The organism is Paenibacillus sp. 2TAB23 (genome assembly GCF_052115165.1).
GTDB lineage: Bacteria > Bacillota > Bacilli > Paenibacillales > Paenibacillaceae > Pristimantibacillus.
Window position 1 is genome coordinate 155,397 of sequence record NZ_JBFRGD010000007.1, and the last position, 20,073, is coordinate 175,469.

Below are 20,073 nucleotides of genomic sequence, written 5' to 3' on the forward strand. Positions count from 1 at the left end.
CATAATGACGACTCATACCGAGTATCCTTTCCAAAATACCGGCCTCCCGCTTGAAGATCGGGTAACCGACCTCGTTTCCCGGTTTACACTGGATGAGAAGATTGATTCCATGGTGCAATATCAGCCGGAAATCGCACGATTAGGCGTGAAGCCTTACAAGCATGGTACGGAAGCAGCCCATGGGATGGCATGGCTGGGAGAAGCGACTACCTTTCCGCAGCCGATCGGACTTGGCTGTACCTGGAATCCTGTGCTGCTGAAGGAAGTAGGCTCGGTCATCGGTGACGAGGCACGTGTCTATTTCCAGAAAAATCCGGCAATTAACGGTTTGACATTGTGGGCGCCAACCGTAGATATGGAGCGCGATCCAAGATGGGGACGAACCGAGGAGGCTTACGGCGAGGACCCGAAGCTCACAGGCGAGCTAACCGCAGCGCTCGTACAAGGCATTCAGGGCGACCATCCGCTATATTTCAAAGCCGTCGCGACCTTGAAGCATTTTATCGGCAACAACAATGAAATCAACCGCGGCAGCTGTTCCGCGAGCATTGACCCGCGCAACATGAAGGAATATTACCAAGCAGCGTTTAAGCCAGCCTTTGTGAAGGGCGGAGCGCATTCCATGATGACGTCGTATAACTCCGTTAACGGAACGCCAACCATTCTGCATGAGGACGTAAACAAGGTAGTCAAGGAAGAATGGGGCATGAACGGGTTTATCGTCAGCGATGCCGGAGATCTGCTCGGCATCGTAAACGACCATCATTATTATGAATCCTATAAAGAAGCGGTAGCCCATTCCATCAAAGCCGGAATTGACAGCATTACGGATGATAAAGAAAAATCATGCGCAGCGATTCGCGAAGCCTTGGATGAAGGGCTTCTGACGGAGCAGCATCTCGACAAAGCGCTAATCAATACGTTTCGTGTCCGTTTCCGTCTAGGCGAGTTCGATCCGGCTGAGCAGAATCCTTATGCGGACATGCCGGAATCGAAGCTCTGTGCGCCGGAGCATGGGGAGCTGTCGCTGCAAGCGGCGCGAGAATCAATCGTATTGCTCAAAAACGAAAACAAGGCTTTGCCGCTTAGCAAGGAAAAGCTGAACCACATTGCCGTAATTGGTCCGCTTGCCGATGTGGTATACCGCGACTGGTATTCAGGTACTTTGCCTTACAAGATTACGCCATTGGAAGGCATCAAAAGCAAGCTAGCAGGCAAAACGGTCACTTTCAGCAGCGGGAATGACCGTATCGAATTAAAATCGGCTGCGAATGGAAAAGCGTTACGTGCAGCTGTTAACAATGAGAATCGCCTGCAAGCGGCTGAGTCTGAAGCGGAAGGAGATATTTTCGAGCTTACAGATTGGGGCTGGGGAAGCTGTACGCTGGAGAACCAAACGACAGGCAAGCTGCTGACAAGCGCGGACGACGAGAATATCACGGCTGCGGCCGAAGAAGCTTTCGGCTGGTACGTGAAAGAAGTATTCAAGCTCGATGAGCAGGATGGCGGTCAGTTCGCGATCCGTACATGGAATGGCAAATTGGTCTCTGCTCCGAACGGCGGCAACGATTCGCTGCAAGTTACGGAGACGGCTGAGATCGGCGGCAACGAGCTGTTCACCAAAAACGTCGTCGTGGACGGGCTTGCTGAGGCAGTTGCAGCAGCTAAGGCAGCTGAAACGGCTATCGTCGTTGTAGGCAATAATCCGCTCATAAACGGCAAGGAGGAGATTGATCGTCCGAGCTTGGAGCTTGCCGATTCACAGAATGCTTTGATCAGCGCTGTATTCGAAGCGAACCCGAATACAGTCGTGGTCGTTATCGGCAGCTATCCGTTTACATTGAATGCGGTCAATGAGCACATACCTGCAGTCATTTATTTGTCTCATGCGGGGCAGGAGCTCGGAAATGCGATTGCAGACGTGATCTTCGGCGATTATTCGCCTGCGGGACGCCTTAATATGACATGGTACAAATCTGCGGAGCAGCTTACGGATTTGATGGATTATGATATTCAAAAGGGGAAAAGAACCTATTTATACTTCGATGGGGAGCCGTTGTACCCGTTTGGCCACGGGCTTAGCTATGCTTCATTCGCATACAGCCCGCTAGAATTGACGAATGACGCAACGAGCCTGGATGGCAGTGTTACGGCTATGCTGCAGGTGACGAATACATCGGATATTACGGCAGACGAGGTCGTTCAATTGTACGTAAGAACATCTGGCTCAAGGGTGGAGCGTCCGCTCAAAAAGCTGGTCGGCTTTACGCGGATTAAGCTGAAGGCAGGAGAAACGCGGGATGTCGAGCTGATCGTTCCAGCGGAGGAACTTGCGCTTTGGGACGTTACGCGCGACCGCTTCTGTCTGGAGACGGCAGCCTATACGTTCAGCGCAGGCAGCTCTTCCGAGGACGTTAAGGCATCAGCCACGATTCATATCATTTGCGAAACGATTCCGGCTCGCAATCTATCCTTGCATACGCGCGCAGAGAACTATGATGATTATGCCAACGTGTATCTCGATGAGAGCAAGGAGGGAGGTACGGCCGTGCGTCTGCTGCAAGCGGATGGCTGGATTAAATTCTCCGATATCGATTGGTCCAACGGATCATCCGAATTCGAGGCTCGTGTATCGGGATCCGAGCATGGCGGTGAGCTGCGCATTCGGATTGGGGCTAAGGATTCTGAGATTATCGGATCATGCACGGTAGGCGCAAGCGGTGAACAAGAATGGCAAACGGTGAGCATCCAGCTGCCGGCTTCAGTCAAGCCAGAAGGCGATTTAGTCATTAGCCTGCATGGAAGCGTGAAGCTGAGCGGATTCCGCATCCGCTAATGCAAAGGAATGGTTCATAGGTAGCTGCATCAAGGCTGTAAAAAGCGTTGATGCGGCTATTTTTTTTATACCTATAGAAAAGTAGATCATTTCACCATACTTGCTCTATAGATCTCGGAATAAAACGCGTAGCGCCGCAAAAGAACGACGGCAGCCGTTTCCTCTTAACATATAAGACTTTTTATGTTTCACGCGATAAATTGTTCTTCTAATTCTTCGAGAAACGGATACACTCCTCTTGCAGAGGACGGCAAAGCCGTTTCTTCTTGGCAGGTGTGATGGTTGCAATTTTGGATGGCATTCATTATCCTTGAACATAGCATTTCAACTTGGTGGGGGGGAACGTTGTGGTCAGTGAAATCGAAGTGAATTTGTACAACGATTGGATTGAAACGGTGAAGGAGATTTTTCGAGGCTCCCCGCACGCGCTGCCGGAGAACATTAGAGGTCTGGATATCGCAGTGGCTTATTTTCTCCAAACCGCGCAATCGGATGAAGAAGCGGAAGTGCTGGCTGAGCAGAATAAAGAGCGCTTCATCCTTATGGAGAAGGCGATTAGGGACAATTTCGAATCCGTCATTCTTCCCGATATACGCAGCCGTACGGGCTATGCCGGCGAAACCTTCGCCTTTAAGTGGGTTTACAATCAAGGTGAGCATATTGTAGAGGTTCACTCTGAATACCGGATTCCGCTCTGATTCAGGGCGGTTTTTTGCTGTGGGCAAGCAAGGTTTCACAAATGTCTAATTGTTATATGATAAAATAACGAATAAATCATGTATGAATGCGTCCTCCCCCGCTTTATAATATAGGATGCTTCAAATGAACGCAAATAAAAGTAAACGCTTTCCTTGATGAAGGAGGAGCAGCCACCATGATGAATAGCATCAGAGCGCTCGCACTTAGCATGGACAATATCCGTATCAAAAAAAAGCTGATAATTTCGTTTATCCTCGTTGTATTCGTGCCGGTGCTGATCGTAGGTATATTTTTGACCGTCGCTTTTCGCCAGAACGTGCTGGATCAAGCCACGCAGCAAATTACGAACAACGTGGAACGGATAAAGAAGCAGACGCTTGATATTATTCGAATGCCGATCGAGATTTCGGATAAATTGCTCGTTGACAGCCGGTTAACGAATGTTGTCAATACCCAATACGATTCGACGTTCGAAGTCGTGAAGGCTTTTTGGGACTACCGTGATTTCCGTGATTACATTCAATTGTATAGTGAGATTTATAATATCCGATTCTATACGACGAATATGACGATCTTAGACAACTGGGAGTTTCTTAAGGTTACCGATGCGATAAAAGAGAAGCCGTGGTATCAATCCGCACAAGGAGAGGACGGCATCCACTGGGGCTATATTGGTGACGAAACGAAAAATAACCGCAATTATTTGAGCTTGATCCGAAAAATCACATTTCCCACTTATCGGACCAATGGCGTGCTCGTCATTGGCGTGAATCAAGCCGAATTAAACGCAATGGTCAGCCAAGAGCCGTTTGATACGATGATCATTGATGACCATGGCTTTATGGTCGCTGCAAAAAACCCGGATTGGATCGGTAAAAATATTGATGAATTGGACTTTGCCAGCCAATTAACGGATAAGGCAGAGGGAACCTATGCGTTTAAATACGATGGAAAGCCATCAAAGATCGTTATTGAGGATCTCATGCCCGATTCCAGCCGAAATGGTCTCAAAATTGTATCCGTATTTACCATCGACAGCATCGTAAGCGGAGCTAACCGCATCAGCCTTCTTGGCTTTGGCATTATCATGCTTAGCCTTGTTATCGCGTTTATTCTCATCTATATCTTCTCGTCGATCCTGGCCAAGCGCATGCTGGTGCTGAACAAGGATATGAACAAAGTGGCGATGGGCGATTTGAACGTTATATCGCATGTAACCGGCAATGATGAGATCGGTATTCTCTCGAAGCAATTCAATAACATGGTAGTCAGCATACGGGGCTTGATGGACGAGGTCTCTGAATCGCACAAGCAGCAGGCACAGCTTCAATTGCGGCAGAAGGAAATCAAGCTAAAGATGATGGCGAGCCAGATCAATCCGCATTTCTTATTCAACGCGCTCGAATCGATACGCATGAAAGCGCATATTAAAGGCGAGACGGAAATATCCTCGATCGTTCGCATGCTTGGCAAAATGATCCGTCGCAACCTAGAGATCGGCACGCGCAAGATTGCTTTGAAGGACGAGCTTGAGATTGTCCGCTGCTACTTGGAAATCCAGAAGTTCAGATATGGCAACGACAGGTTGACCTTCCGCCTGGAAGTGGATCCCACAGGTCAAGACATTGAAGTTCCGCCGCTAATTATTCAACCGCTTATCGAGAATGCGGTCGTGCACGGACTAGAGAATATTGCCGAGGGAGGCTTCGTTTTGCTAACAACGCAGATCATCGATCAAAAGCTGCGTGTCGAGGTTTCGGACAATGGTGTTGGGATTAGTGAAATGAAGATCAATGAAATCAAGGCGTCGCTGCATGATATGGAAGAGGAAGAGGAATACCGAATAGGACTGCGCAACGTCCATCAACGGCTTGTCATGATTTATGGGGAGGGCGTAGGCTTGACCTTGACAAGTGAGCTAGGAGCCGGTACACGAATCACTTTTGAAATACCGATAGGGGGTCATTCACTTGCATAAGGTACTAATTGTCGACGATGAGCCGATGATCCGAGAAGGGCTTCAAACTTTGGTAGACTGGAATAAATACGGATTCGCGGTCGTAGGAACAGCGTCGAACGGCCGTGAGGCGATAGAAAAGCATGCAGCGCTTACGCCAGATTTGATCTTGATCGATATTCGGATGCCTGGCATGGATGGGCTCCAAGCCATCGAGGAAATAAGAAAAAAGGATGCCATCTGCCATTTCTTAATATTGAGCGGCTACGCCGAGTTTAATTATGCCAAGCAGGCGATCGCACATCAGGTGGACGGGTATATATTGAAGCCGATTGATGAGGATGAGCTGGAGAGCTACGTGGAGCGAATCGCGAGTCAACTTGTAAGCCGGACAGAGCAGAAGCACAATTCCGAGCAGACAACTGTCCTGCTTCGTGAAGAAATGCTGCAGCAGCTTGCCGCAGGCAAGCTTGACGCGGACACTGCCCGGCATGCGGAATTCAAAGCTTTATTGGGAGAACCGGCCAAATATTATCAAATGCTGCTCATCGAGCTTTATAGCAGAGAGCATTCGTTGACAATGAATGCAACCCTCAAAAAGAAGCTCGCAGACCGAATGTCGCAGAAGCAGCTCGGCTGGGCTTTCTCAGCTGAGCCATACGTAGGCTTGCTGCTGAAGGATTATTTGCTGCAGGACGGATCGCGCGAGCAGATGAAGCAATGGATTGAAGAATGCTGCGGTCCGAAAGTGAGATTCGCAGCGGTTGCAACGGAACCTGTGCGCGAGCCGAATGAGCTGCTAGCCTCCATTCCGGCAGTGAGAAGCTTATTAAAGCGGCGTTTCATGCTGCAAGGACAGCAAATCCACTTGGCTGGTCGGGCAGAGGAGGCTGTGGTGAGCGTTTCCGAGAATAGAGAGGAGTTATCCCTCGAAACATTAGCTCAGAAGCTCTATTACATGATCGATATCGGTAATATAGAGGGCACCGGCAAAGCGATTCAGGACGCAGCCGACCAAATATGCGCCTATGATGCTTCTGAGCAATTCATCAAGTCGAGCTGGGCTCAGCTATTAACAATCGTCCTGAATAAAGCCGCATTATCCAATCCTCAAGTGTCCATGCAGGAGGATCTGTCGATGATTACGGCGCTCTATCTGGCGCATCATAATCAAGAAATGCTCGTCCAGCTTCAGCAGCGTTTGGCCGATTTGACGGCGAAGATCGGGAAATCTGACAGTCTGTCTGTGATGAAGCAGATGACGGACTTTATCGAAAGGCATTATAGCGAGAATATTAAACTGGAGACGTTGGCTGACCTATTTAATTACAATAGCGGCTATCTGGGCAAAATGTTCAAAAACTATACAGGCGAGCATTTTAATACGTATTTGGATCAGGTACGCATTCAGCATGCGATCGAGCTCCTGCAGGAGGGCTTGAAGGTTCATCAGGTATCTGAACGGGTTGGATACGCGAACGTTGATTATTTCCACAGCAAATTCAAAAAATATAAGGGTGTTTCTCCTTCTTCCTATAAAAGCATTTCAGGTAAATCTCAGTCAGAATAGCTGCATGGAAGTCTAGTCTAGTACATCCGATCCTTCTCTTTATTGCGTCTATATCGATGCTCCAATGCTGGGGCAATAGATATAGGCGTTTTTATTTAGCCCAAAGTAACCAATGGTTATGAAAGCGCTTGAAAGTGCTTATTTTGATATGATTTTAGAACGAATTTACTGGGTGCAAGAGAATAGGACTCATCGTTTATGATAAGTACAGATAAGAGAGGGTAAGCTACACAGACAAAAAGGTTGCTTACGAAAGATGTTTTTGCCCGAAGCAAAAACAATAGGAGGAACAGCGATGAAACCGCTAACAGAAGGTAATACGCAAACAAGCTCAACAAACAAAAGGAACCGATTCTGGTCCAAAGCATTCCAGCAGCGTTATTTGTATTTGATGTCATTGCCATTCGTCCTCTGGATATTCATATTCAGCTACGTGCCGGTATGGGGATGGTTGACTGCTTTTCAAAACTATAAACCGAAGGATTCCATTTTTAATCAAAAATGGGTCGGGCTCGATAATTTCATAGAGCTGTTCCAAGATGAGAGGTTTTATATCGTTTTGCGTAATACGCTGGCAATGAGTACGATGGGGTTGGTCGTCAGCTTTACGATACCGGTCATTTTCGCACTCTTGTTAAACGAAATGAGAGGACAGTTCTTCAAGCGTTCCGTTCAAACGATTTCCTATTTGCCTCACTTTGTATCCTGGGTAGTCGTTGCGGGGCTTGTATCCAAGATGCTGTCGACGGACGGCGGCGCGGTCAATCAATTGCTTATGTATTTGAATATTATTGACTCACCGATTCAATTCATGGCAAAGGGCGAGTGGTTCTGGAGCATCGTTACGTTGTCCGATTTGTGGAAAGAGATGGGCTGGAATTCGATTATCTTCCTAGCAGCAATGTCAGGTATTGATCCAGAGCTTTATGAGGCTTCAACGGTTGACGGCGCAGGACGCTTCCGCAAAATGTGGCATATTACGCTTCCGGGCATTCGGACAACCTTCATGGTTTTATTCATACTCTCGATTGGGCATTTGGTCAGCATAGGCTTCGAAAAGCAATTTTTGCTAGGCAATCCTCTCGTATCTGATTACTCAGAGGTGCTCGATCTGTATGCGCTCAAGTACGGTATTCAAATGAGCCGATATTCGTATGGTACGGCAATCGGTATATTTAACTCCGTCGTCAGCATCCTGCTCGTGTTTATCGCGAACGGAATATACAAACGAGTCACCAAAGAATCAATCATATAGGAGGAAACGCATATGCAAGGAACAATGAGAAGAAATACAGGCGATAAAGTATTCGATACCTTCATTTACATTTTTATGACGATTGTTGCCATTGTGACGTTATATCCGTTTCTTAACGTGCTTGCTATATCATTCAATGATTCTGTGGATACGGTAAGGGGCGGTATTACGATATATCCTCGTGAATTTACGCTCAAAAACTACGAAACGATATTCGGTTTCGACGGACTGCTTGTCGGCTTTAAAAACTCGGTGCTGCGTACGGTAATCGGTACGGCAATCGGCGTATTATCCGCTTCCATGATGGCTTATACGCTCAGCCGTCCTGATTTCCAGGCAAGAAGATGGATGTCAGTGGCGTTCGCTCTTACGATGTATTTCACAGGCGGATTAATCCCAGGCTTCCTTCTTATGAAAAACTTAGGTTTGATCGGCACGTTCTCCGTGTACATCATTCCTGCGCTTCTCAGTGTGTGGAACGTGTTCGTTGTCCGCTCTTACATTGACGGACTTCCTTATGCGCTTCAGGAATCCGCCAAAATCGACGGCGCAAACGACTGGACGATATTCTGGAAGGTTATTCTTCCCCTTTGCCAGCCGGTGCTTGCAACGATCGCTTTGTTTATTGCAGTTGGCCATTGGAACTCATGGTTTGACACTTATCTGTTCAACAACCGGAGTCCTGAGAATACGACGCTCCAGTATGAGCTGATGAAGGTGCTGCTGTCGACGCAAACGGGCAGCAACTACCGCGATCCGAACGCACAGCAAGCTATCTCTGCTGTTTCGCCGGAATCTATCAAGATGGCGATTACGATTGTGGTTACCATTCCGATTCTCATGGTGTATCCGTTCCTTCAAAAGTATTTCGTGAAGGGCATGACATTAGGCGCAGTAAAAAGCTAATCTTGGTAATAGCAGGTTTCCTGTTATATACATGTACATCACGCTCAAGAAAAAAAGGGAGGCTTTCCAGCAATGAAAAGAAAGATGCAAATGGCACTAAGCTTGATGTTGGCACTTGTATTCGTATTCGTCACGGCATGTGGCAATTCGAATAATGAAGGCGGCTCGAACACAGGTTCAACAAATGGAGCAACCAATGCTGCAAACGAGGGCGAAGCGGCAGAACCGATTACAATCCGCGTAGCTTCCGGCGATATCAATGCCAACTGGGATGATATGCAATCCGAAACAGGAAAATTCATTCAGGAAAAAACAGGCATCACGTTGAAACAGGAATTTCCTGTAGGCGGTACAGATGCAGAGATGTTCGCACTTATGGTAGCGAGTGATGAGTATCCAGACCTCGTTATGCCGAAAGGCAGTGCAGGCAAATTGGTTGATGCAGGCGCATTGATCGACCTTCGTCCCCTAATTGAAGAGTTTGGACCGAACATCAAAAAGGTGTATGGCGAATATTTCAACCGCCTTCGCTGGAGCGAGGATGACGATGCGATTTATACGCTTCCTTCTGGCGGTGTAGGCCAAACGTATTTCGAAGCAGGTGGCGGCTTCCAACTGCAGCACCAAGTGCTCGAAGCAGCTGGTTACCCAGAAATCAAAACGGTTCAAGATTACGAAGCAGCAATTAAAGCTTATATTGAGAAAAACCCGAAGACGCCAGACGGCCAACCGACAATCGGTATGTCCCTTAATGGCGGCGAATGGCAAATCCTGATTTCCGTAACGAACCCTGCTTTCTATGCAACAGGCGCTCCGGATGATGGCGAGTTCTATGTAAACCAAGAGACACATGAAGCAATTATGCATTACCAGCGTCCAGAAGAAAGAGAATACTTCCGTTGGTTGAACCACATGAACGATAACGGCTTGCTTGACAAAGAAAGCTTCGTTCAAAAGTACGATCAATACAAAGCTAAAGTCGCTTCTGGCCGCGTTCTTGGCCTTATCGACCAAGACTGGGATTATGGCGATGCGCAAAACGCATTGAAAGCTGCAGGCAATTTTAAAGCAACCTATGCTCGTTTCCCTGTAACATTGAATGACACGTTCCAAGATCACTCTTTCCAAGGCACGGGTTATATTGCCGGCTACGGCATTGGTATTACGAAGGATGCTAAAGATCCTGAACGTTTAATCAAGTTCCTTGATTACCTTGCTTCCGACGAAGGTCAAGTACTAGTCAACTGGGGTATCGAAGGCAAGCATTACAATGTAGTAGACGGCAAACGTGTCATTCCTGAGGATATTCAAGCGCAGAAATCGAATGACAACAACACATTCAAGAAAACAACGGGTATTGGCAACTACTTGCTGTCCGCTCGTTACGGCGACGGCGTAAAGGATCCATCTGGCAACTACTACACAACAACGTTCCCAGAGCAAATCCAAACCGCTTATTCCGAAGAGGACAAAAAGACGCTTGCGAAGTACAATGCAACAACGTACAAAGATCTGTGGCCTGCAGACGATGCATTCCCGGAGCGTAAGTACGGCGCAGCTTGGACGCTTCCTTTCGAAACAGGCTCACAAGCCAACGTTATTTTCCAAAAAACGCAAGATATTATGAAAAAACGCATTCCAGAAGCTATTCTTGCTAAACCAGCGGACTTCGACAAAATCTACGATGCATTCTTGAAAGATCTTGACGATGCCGGCGTAGACAAACTAAATGCTGAGTTTACGAAAATGGTGAAGGACCGCGTAGCGCTTTGGTCCAAATAAGTTTAAAATAGCAAGGAAGGGGAGGGCTCATTTCATGGGCTCTCTTCCCGCGTTCTTATTACGCAAAGGTTGAGAGGAGAAGGACAACAATATGATACATAATAAACTTCCAAAAATATGGTATGGCGGGGATTACAATCCCGAGCAGTGGGACGATGAAACGATGACTGAGGATCTTCGGATGTTCAAGCTGGCGGATATCGACGTGGCAACGGTTAACGTTTTCTCGTGGGCAAAGATTCAACCGAATGAAGAAACCTATGATTTCACTGAGCTTGATCGCATCATTGACCGCTTGCATGGAGACGGTATTGCAGTATGTCTGGCGACAAGTACAGGCGCTCATCCTGCGTGGATGGCGAAGCGCTACCCAGACGTAACTCGGGTCGATTACGAAGGGCGCAAGCGCAAATTCGGCGGTCGTCACAACTCATGCCCAAGCAGTCCCGCATACCGCAAGTACTCTCAGCTTATTGCAGGCAAGCTGGCTGAGCGCTACAAGGATCATCCTGCTCTTGTTGCTTGGCATATTTCCAATGAATATGGCGGCTATTGTTATTGCGACAACTGCGCGGAGGCGTTCCAAGCATGGCTGGAAAAGCGTTACGGCACGATCGATCAGCTTAATAAAGCTTGGTATACAAGCTTCTGGGGGCATACGTTCTACGATTGGGACGAGATTGTTCCTCCGAATGCGCTAAGCGAGGAGTGGGGCGGCAACCGTACGAATTTTCAAAGCATCTCGCTGGATTACCGCAGGTTTCAATCGGATGCGCTGCTCGACTGCTATTTGATTGAATATGAAGAAATTCGCAAATATTCACCGGACATTCAAATTACGACCAATCTGATGGGAACATACCCCGAGCTTGATTATTTCAAATGGGCGAAGCATATGGACGTAATCTCTTGGGACAATTATCCTTCCATTGATACGCCGGTAAGCTACACAGCAATGACGCATGCCTTAATGCGCGGACTTAAAAGCGGTCAGCCGTTTATGCTGATGGAACAGACGCCAAGCCAGCAGAACTGGCAAGCCTATAATGCGTTGAAGCGGCCAGGCGTTATGCGTTTGTGGAGCTACCAAGCTGTAGCGCACGGTGCGGACACGGTCATGTTCTTCCAGCTTCGCCGATCGATCGGGGCATGCGAGAAATACCATGGTGCTGTTATCGATCATGTGGGTCACGAGCATACTCGCGTGTTCCGGGAATGCGCGGAGCTTGGACGCGAGCTGACGCAGCTCCAAGACAAGCTGCTGGATTCGCGTATTGACGCCAAAGCAGCGATCGTATTCGATTGGGAAAACCGATGGGCGGTTGAGCTCTCGAGCGGACCGAGCATTGCGCTTAAGTACGTGGATGAGGTTCATAAATATTATGACGCTTTGTTCGAGCTGAACGTTCAAACCGACATGATCAGCGTGGAAGAACAGCTGGATCAATATGATTTGGTCATTGCGCCGGTTATGTATATGATCAAGCCTGGCTTTGCCGAGAAGGTTGAAGCTTTCGTGGCGCGCGGGGGAACCTTTATCACGACTTTCTTTAGCGGTATCGTGAATGAGAATGATCTCGTTACAACGGGCGGTTATCCTGGCAAGCTGCGTAAGGTGCTTGGTATTTGGGCCGAAGAAATCGATGCATTGCTGCCAGGGCAACAGAATCAGATCGTAATGAAAAAGGTTGATGGCGCTCTTAGCGGAACGTATACCTGCAGCCTGTTATGCGACTTGATTCATTCCGAAGGCGCTGAGGTCGTTGCGGAGTATGGATCTGATTTCTACAAAGGCATGCCTGTCGTGACCGTTAATAAATTCGGCGAAGGCGAGGCATGGTATATCGCCTCCAGTCCGGATCAGCATTTCCTACAATCCTTAATCGCAAATATTTGCAAGGATAAAGGCATTGAGCCGCTGCTGGCCACTCCTAACGGCGTAGAGGTTACACGCAGAAGCAAAGATGGCAAAGCATATACATTTGTTCTAAACCATAATGCAGACGAAGCAGAGGTTGAGCTGGGCGCACAGCCGCGTCCTGAGCTTCTATCCGGCGAGGTGGTCAGCGGAGCTTATCGGCTTGCTGCCAAAGGCGTTATGATTATTGAGGATTAAATGGAGGATTAATTTCCTGAAGCTGCGAGGCGAGGACTTGCTCCGGTACTGGGTGTTTGGCATATGCTAGAGATAAATGCCCGGTATGAGGAGAGAAACATTCGTGTCAAAAAAACGGCATCGTCGATATTTGAGAATGCTCATGCTTGTTCTATACGTTCTTCTCGTTCTTCTTTTGTTCGCAATTTGGATTTGAAAAAGGATTGTCCCCGGCGTTTGCTAGCGCTGTGGACAATCCTTTTTTTGCTGGAATATTGCTTCCTGCTATTACAAATAATGAATGGGAAGAAAGAAACGTGTTTACGGTACTCTGCGCTAGTGCGCCAAGGGAAACCGTACCGAAAAGGAGGATGGCGCAGTGGCTACTAAAAGCAAGAGCCGCAATCATTACAAAAAAATGGCGATGTCACCAAAGGAGTATCAATCATTTGCGAAAACGATGGAGCCTCCGAGATCCATTTTGGGAAATTGCTTAAAGGCTTTCGTATTTGGAGGAGCAATATGCGTGATCGGACAAGCCATACAAGAGATGTTTGTTCATTTGATGGGAATGAGCCAGGAAGCGGCTAGCAATCCGACTGTTGCTACGTTGATTCTGATATCCGTTATTCTTACTAGCCTTGGCGTTTATGACAAAATCGCGCAGTGGGCGGGAGCCGGCTCTGCTGTTCCTGTCACAGGCTTTGCCAACTCCATGTGCTCTGCAGCCTTGGAGCATCGAAGCGAGGGCCTCGTACTTGGGGTTGGCGGCAATATGTTCAAGCTCGCGGGATCAGTCATTGTATACGGAACGGTAGCTGCATTTTTCGTCGGTATCGCGCATCTCATACTTGGTACTGGGGGTCAGTAATATGCTGCGTGGGAAACAATCCTGGTGGTTCGAGAAACGGCCCGTTATTATCGGCGAAGCAACGGTTGTAGGTCCTGACGAGGGTGACGGGCCGCTTGCAGCGGATTTCGACCTCGTACATCCTGAACTCGATATGCAGCAGAAAAGCTGGGAGAAGGCTGAGCGGCTTCTGCTTGAGCAAGCATCTGAATTCGCGATTCAAAATGCGGGCATACAGCGCGACCAGCTTCAATTCTATATCGGCGGAGATTTAATGAACCAAATTATTAGCAACAGCTTCGCGGCACGCTCACTCGGCGTACCGTATATCGGCGTATTCGGTGCCTGTTCCACTTCAATGGAAACGTTGGCGCTTGCTTCCTTGTTCGTCAATTCGGGATCAGCAACCCATGTGCTTGCAGGTACCTGCAGCCACAATTGTACTGCGGAGAAGCAATTCCGTTATCCGACTGAATATGGCTCGCAGAAGCCCCCTACTGCTCAGTATACGGTAACCGGAGCCGGTGCAGCTGTCGTTGCGGCAGAAGGCGATGGCCCGGTCGTAGAATGTGCGACGATTGGGAAAGTGATTGACTTGGGAATAACCGATCCGTTCAACATGGGCGCGGCGATGGCCCCTGCAGCTGTCGATACGATCCAAGCTCACTTTAATGATACGGGACGAACGCCTAGTGATTACGATCTTATCGTTACAGGCGACTTGGCAGGCGTTGGGCATCCGATTGCGAATAAGCTGCTGCTGCAAAATGGTGTTCCGATGAATGATACGGTGTTCAGCGATTGCGGCTTGATGGTGTATGACGTGCAGAAACAAAAGGTGCAGGCCGGAGGCAGCGGCTGCGGCTGTTCTGCGGTTGTTACGTACGGGCATCTCCTGAAACGGATTAAAAAGGGAGAATTAAAACGTATTCTGGTCGTTGCGACCGGCGCTTTGCTGTCTCCGCTTTCGTTCCAGCAGGGCGAGAGCATTCCGTGCATCGCGCATGCGGTTGCGATCAGCGCAAAAGGGGGTTAAGAAGATATGATTTTTTTCTGGGCTTTTGTGGTAGGCGGAGCTATTTGCGTGCTTGGCCAGCTAATGTTTGACGTTCTAAAGCTGACGCCTGCGCACACGATGTCAACGTTGGTCGTAATTGGGGCAATAGTAGATGGGTTTGACCTGTACGAGCCGCTGGTGAAATTCGCTGGTGCTGGAGCCACCGTCCCGATAACGAGCTTCGGCAACGCGCTTGTACACGGGGCATTGACTGAGCTGCATAGTCAAGGCTGGATTGGCGTCATATCCGGCATATTCAAAGTGACAAGCGCCGGCATTTCGGCAGCGATCATTTTTTCGTTTTTGGCGGCTTTGGTGGTTAGGCCTAAGGGCTAACGAATAGCATGAAACAATTGGAGGATCCTGTGGGATCTTCCAATTTTTTTTGTAGCGAAAAAGTTTGTGCAGTGGAAAGGTAGTACTGTAAAATAGTAGTATTGAACATTAACACAAGCGTTATTTCGGGAGGTAATGGAATGGATATTCGTCCTGCAGACATGCAATTATGTGCTACGATTCTACGAAACTTAGAAACTTGTATCTTAGGCAAAGAGGAAGAAATCAAAAGGCTGCTCATCGCGGTAATTGCAGGCGGACATGTTTTGCTCGAAGATGTGCCCGGCACGGGGAAGACCCAGCTCGTCAAGGCGCTAGCCAAATCAATCGGCGGACAGTTCCGCCGCATCCAATGCAATCCCGATCTATTGCCAACTGATATTACGGGTGTTTCGATCTATCATCCGAAGCAGGAATCTTTTATTTTCCGGCCTGGCCCGGTCATGTCGAACATTCTATTGGCGGATGAGATTAACCGCGCGACCACGAAGACGCAATCGGCGCTTCTCGAAGCAATGGAAGAGGGACATGTTACGGTGGACGGTGACACGTACGAGCTTCCTCGCCCGTTCGTGCTGCTGGCAACCCAGAACCCTATCGAATTCGAAGGAACGTATACGCTTCCGGAAGCTCAGCTGGACCGCTTTATGATGAAGCTGTCGCTTGGGTATCCAAGTGAATCCGATGAGCAGCGCATGGTGTTATCTAATGAAGGAATACATCCGTCAGACCGTATTCAACCGATGATTGATATAGCAGACATGATTCATATTCAAGATCAAGTGCTCAAGGTGCATATCGATGATGCTGTCGGCAAATATTTGGTTAGCGTTATAAGAGGCACAAGGGAGCACGCGAACGTGATGCTGGGAGCCAGCCCGCGTGCGGCACTCGCGCTTGCACGAGCAGCCAAAGCGAGCGCTTATATCCAGCAGCGCCAGTTCGTAACGCCTGACGATGTGAAGGAGCTAGCGCCATTTGTCCTGTCCCATAGACTCTTGCTTCGCACGGAAGCCCGAATGAACGGTCTAAAAGCGGAGGATATCATCGATCAGGTGATTCAATCCACCAAGGTGCCGGTTCGGCTAGAGCGTTAAACGATGGCAGCGGCTAAATCGAAGAAGCTGCGCTGGCAGCTTGTTGCCGTTATTTATGTGACCAGTCTGTTTTATTTTTTATTTCAAGGCGGAAAAACCGCTTTTATGCTCTATATGATTTTGAATCTATTGCTCGTCTATTTGGTGCTTGGCCGCTGGAGCGGCATTAACCGAGTTACAGGCAGCAGAACCTATACGGTTCCCAGCGCGAATGCGCTTGAACAGAGCTTATCCGCGGGAAGCTCCCTGGATGTCACTCTCTCGATGAAAATTCCAGGCTATTACCCGCTTCCATATGTGATTGTGAGAGATCAAATGCAGCGCCATAATGGACAGAAATTGGCTTTCGAATCTTCTTTCGTACCGAATTGGAAACGAAGCGGCCAGGTAGTCTACCAAACCCCTCCGCTGCAGCGCGGTGAATACCGATTTACGCATACGCAATGCATGTCATATGACGTATTCGGATTATTCGAGCACTCCGGTCAATTCGGCACCGAAACAATCTTTAATGTTCTGCCTCAGACCGTGCCATTAAGGCAATGGAATGGGATTCAGCGAGGTATTCGCGGTCCTTATTCTCATGCCATTGCATCCCGATCAGCGAAAGAAACGACACAAATCAATGGGGTTCGGGAATATTTGTACGGTGATCGATTGTCCCGCGTGCACTGGAATGCGACTGCGAAGACGGGGGAGTGGAAATCCAAGGCCTTTGAGCGGGAGTCGCTGCCGCGTACAATCGTAATCCTTGACCGATATGCCGGCGGCTATGCGATGGAGCTGGCGACTCGATTTGAGCTCGCGGTTTCGGCTGCGGCTTCTCTGCTTGAGAATGGCTTGAAGGATGATACAGCAATGGGCTTGCTGTCCATTGGCGATAAGCTGACGATGATTAGTCCCAAATCAGGCATTGAACAGCGGAATATCATGATGAAGCATCTCACCTTTGTGGATGCGGATGCAGTAAGGCCGCTTTATTCCTCGCTGCAGCAGGCGGATACGATTCTTGAGCCTGGCAGCTTTGCCGTTGTGATTACACCTGATACAGGCGCTGATGTGATAAGAAGTATGGAGTGGCTGTCACGAAAAGGCATGACGCCATGCTTGCTTCATATTTCATCTGCTGTCGATAAGCTTAGCGGCAATACGTCATGGAAGAATGTGATGCGCGAGCGCGGTTGGCCCGTATTCGAAATCCGTCAACTTCAAGAGCTCCCCACGGTATTGGAAGGGAGTGGCATCGCATGAAGTCATTCATGAAAGCAATCGGCACCTATTTATCATCGAATTGGTTCAATAAGCTTAGATTTATATTTATTGCTATCATTCTATCTAATACCATTACGCTTTTCGAAGGCTATTGGTGGGAAGAAACGTTTACGATCGCGTATCTTACCCTCCTCGCTGCCGCAGCGATCGACGTTCTGCTGCCGCCAAGCGTTAAGTATGCCAAGCTATTGCTTCAAGCAGCTGCGGGGATCTTCATAACAACTAGGCTGGTCAAGATGGATTGGCTCATCGCAAGACCGGAGAGCTGGCAGGATTGGGTGTGGTGGCTGCAGGCCCACGCCGTACAGTTGAATCCGTTTATTTGGATCAGCGCAGCATTGCTTCTGCTTTACGTATTGTTTGGGATATGGACTACAACACGGTTTAGGATGATCGGTTTCGTTGGCTCCAACATTTTACTGCTGACGATCGGAGATTCTTTTACTCCCATTTGGCTTTGGGATGAAGTGGGTATGGTTGTATTCATTGGCCTACTATGGCTTGTAGCGAGCCATATGGCTAGACTCGAGCGCGAGCATCCTGCGAGCTGGAAGGAGCTAGCGGAATATCCGCTTCAACTCTTATTGCCAATCGCGATTGTGCTTACGGTACTGATGACGGTGGGGCTCAACATGCCGTCATTGTCTCCGCTCCTTCAGGATCCATATACCATATGGAAGGAAGCAAAAGGCGAGCAGGTACAAGTATTTCTGGGGGATAAAGGCACGGAATCGCTAACCCCAAGCAAAACCGGCAACGCTAGCTCAGGCTATAGCCGTAATGACGATCAGCTTGGCGGCGGATTCGAGTTTGATTATTCACCAATGATGACGGTAACGACCTCTCATCGCAGCTATTGGCGGGGGGAATCAAAAGCCATGTATACCGGAAGCGGCTGGAAGGATGTCGAAGCCGGAGAGACGTTAACTCCGATCTCTAAGGGTGCGGCTTTAGCTGCGCTTGACCCTGCTCCGATTGCGGGAATTACGAAGATTGATCAAATCGTGACGATGGTTCGCAAGGATGTTTATCCGGTCCTGTTCGGCGCTGCTCCGTTAACCACTTTGAATTGGGTGGACGATGATGAGGCTTCTCTGCCTTCAGGGCTGCGCTGGGAAGCGAACTCCGGCGAGCTTCGATTATTGAATTGGTCCATGAAAAACCGCAAATATCCGCAAACCTATTCCGTTACGTCTTCCGTGCCTGTTCTCGACGAAGAATTGCTGCGGAATGCGGAAGCGGGATGGACGAATGAAGCGGATGCGTCCCGAAATGCTTATTATTTGCAGCTTCCTGATACGCTGCCAGAGCGAGTCAAGCAGCTCGCGAAGGATATAACAGCAGAGGCAGCGAATGATTATGATCGCGCGAAACTGCTGGAAGCGTATTTAAGGCTGAATTACAATTACAATAACTTGCCGGATCAATCGAAGCTTACCGGCGCTTCTCTTGATTTTGTGGACCAGTTTTTGTTTGAACTGAAAGAAGGCTACTGCGATTATTTCTCAAGCGCGATGGCTGTTATGGCACGGAGCTTGGATTTGCCGACCAGATGGGTGAAGGGGTTCGCGCCAGGCGTGCTTCCTGTTAGCGAGTACGGGCCTCCGGGCGAATTTATGGGTGAGAATGTAAATCCGAGCGGTGCAGGCACTTATACGGTTCGCAACTCCGATGCCCATTCATGGGTTGAAATTTATTTCGACGGATTCGGCTGGATCCCATTCGAGGCTACTTCCGGCTTTAGCTTTCCTTATACGATGCCTGTTGAAGAGGACGCTATTTTGCCTGAAACGGATACAGAAGAAACGGATGCTGCCGCGGTTGCCGAATCGGAGACTTCGTCCAATTCGAAGGCATGGCTGTGGAGCGCTTTCTCTCTCATCGCGATTGCAGCGGTCACGTGGCTCTATATGCGTCGCCAAAAGCTTGTGTTAGCATGGAGAAAGATTCGTCATGGCTCTTATACGTCTAATGATCGGATTGTTATTGAGACACATAGACTGCTTCGAATTTGCAAAAAGCGAGGCATGGAGCGCGAAGAGCATGAGACGTTAAGAGAAGCGGTCATCCGGTGGTCGCAAAGCAGGAAACGGCTTCGTGAGGATTTCAAGGCAGTTCTGGACGGGTTTGAGCAGGCGAAGTACAGTCCCGCCATGGCATCCACGGAAGATGCTGATCGATTCGTCATCAAAGTACGATCTCTGATCGATCAATTGAAATAATTTGGTTAGGCAGCAAAGACGGATTGGAAGCGTCCTCCCACTTGCTGGGAATATTCGGGATAATCAACCGAGAGCGATCATTTTATTTGTACAAATACCGTCTGCCTGAGAAATTGGCAGCGGTATTTTTTTGCAACAA

Annotated in this window: 14 protein-coding genes; all 14 read left to right on the plus strand. The window is 48.6% G+C overall.

What is annotated here, in order from left to right; genetic code table 11:
• Positions 1-4 precede the first annotated feature (4 nt).
• The 14 genes from AB4Z29_RS12725 to AB4Z29_RS12790 all read left to right on the plus strand — a co-directional run bounded on the left by AB4Z29_RS12725 (position 5) and on the right by AB4Z29_RS12790 (position 19,934).
• Positions 5-2,836 carry a glycoside hydrolase family 3 C-terminal domain-containing protein gene (locus AB4Z29_RS12725; RefSeq protein WP_441943426.1) on the plus strand — a complete coding sequence of 944 codons (2,832 nt, stop codon included), beginning with the start codon at positions 5-7 and terminating at the stop codon, positions 2,834-2,836.
• Positions 2,837-3,183: 347 nt separating this feature from the next.
• Complete coding sequence (locus tag AB4Z29_RS12730; RefSeq protein ID WP_441943427.1) at positions 3,184-3,534, plus strand: hypothetical protein; 351 nt, start codon at positions 3,184-3,186, stop codon at positions 3,532-3,534.
• A 176-nt stretch (positions 3,535-3,710) separates the two neighbouring features.
• Positions 3,711-5,513 (plus strand): sensor histidine kinase, encoded by a 1,803-nt coding sequence (locus AB4Z29_RS12735; RefSeq protein WP_441943428.1) that lies wholly within the window; start codon positions 3,711-3,713, stop codon positions 5,511-5,513.
• Positions 5,506-7,062, plus strand: a complete 1,557-nt coding sequence (locus AB4Z29_RS12740; RefSeq protein ID WP_441943429.1) for a response regulator transcription factor — start codon at positions 5,506-5,508, stop codon at positions 7,060-7,062. Before AB4Z29_RS12735 ends, AB4Z29_RS12740 begins: the two co-directional genes overlap by 8 nt.
• Positions 7,063-7,357: 295 nt before the next feature.
• Positions 7,358-8,317, plus strand: coding sequence for an ABC transporter permease (locus AB4Z29_RS12745; RefSeq protein ID WP_441943430.1), 960 nt, complete (start codon positions 7,358-7,360; stop codon positions 8,315-8,317).
• Between the two features lie 12 nt (positions 8,318-8,329).
• Positions 8,330-9,223 carry a carbohydrate ABC transporter permease gene (locus tag AB4Z29_RS12750; RefSeq protein ID WP_441943431.1) on the plus strand — a complete coding sequence of 298 codons (894 nt, stop codon included), beginning with the start codon at positions 8,330-8,332 and terminating at the stop codon, positions 9,221-9,223.
• A 72-nt stretch (positions 9,224-9,295) separates the two neighbouring features.
• Positions 9,296-11,005, plus strand: coding sequence for an ABC transporter substrate-binding protein (locus AB4Z29_RS12755; RefSeq protein WP_441943432.1), 1,710 nt, complete (start codon positions 9,296-9,298; stop codon positions 11,003-11,005).
• 91 nt (positions 11,006-11,096) lie between these two features.
• Positions 11,097-13,121, plus strand: a complete 2,025-nt coding sequence (locus AB4Z29_RS12760; protein WP_441943433.1) for a beta-galactosidase — start codon at positions 11,097-11,099, stop codon at positions 13,119-13,121.
• Positions 13,122-13,518: 397 nt separating this feature from the next.
• On the plus strand, positions 13,519-13,971 hold the full coding sequence (gene spoVAC / locus AB4Z29_RS12765; RefSeq protein WP_441943537.1) for a stage V sporulation protein AC: 453 nt from the start codon (positions 13,519-13,521) through the stop codon (positions 13,969-13,971).
• 1 nt (position 13,972) lies between these two features.
• The gene (gene spoVAD / locus AB4Z29_RS12770; protein WP_441943434.1) at positions 13,973-14,986 is read left to right on the plus strand and encodes a stage V sporulation protein AD; all 1,014 of its coding nucleotides are present in this window, start codon (positions 13,973-13,975) and stop codon (positions 14,984-14,986) included.
• Between the two features lie 6 nt (positions 14,987-14,992).
• The gene (gene spoVAE / locus AB4Z29_RS12775; protein WP_441943435.1) at positions 14,993-15,343 is read left to right on the plus strand and encodes a stage V sporulation protein AE; all 351 of its coding nucleotides are present in this window, start codon (positions 14,993-14,995) and stop codon (positions 15,341-15,343) included.
• A 140-nt stretch (positions 15,344-15,483) separates the two neighbouring features.
• Positions 15,484-16,440, plus strand: coding sequence for an AAA family ATPase (locus tag AB4Z29_RS12780; protein WP_441943436.1), 957 nt, complete (start codon positions 15,484-15,486; stop codon positions 16,438-16,440).
• Positions 16,441-16,443: 3 nt separating this feature from the next.
• Positions 16,444-17,691, plus strand: coding sequence for a DUF58 domain-containing protein (locus AB4Z29_RS12785; RefSeq protein WP_441943437.1), 1,248 nt, complete (start codon positions 16,444-16,446; stop codon positions 17,689-17,691).
• A complete protein-coding gene (locus AB4Z29_RS12790) occupies positions 17,688-19,934 on the plus strand; it encodes a DUF4129 domain-containing transglutaminase family protein (protein WP_441943438.1) in 2,247 nt (748 codons plus the stop codon). The genes AB4Z29_RS12785 and AB4Z29_RS12790 overlap by 4 nt, the downstream gene beginning before the upstream one ends.
• Positions 19,935-20,073 lie beyond the last annotated feature (139 nt).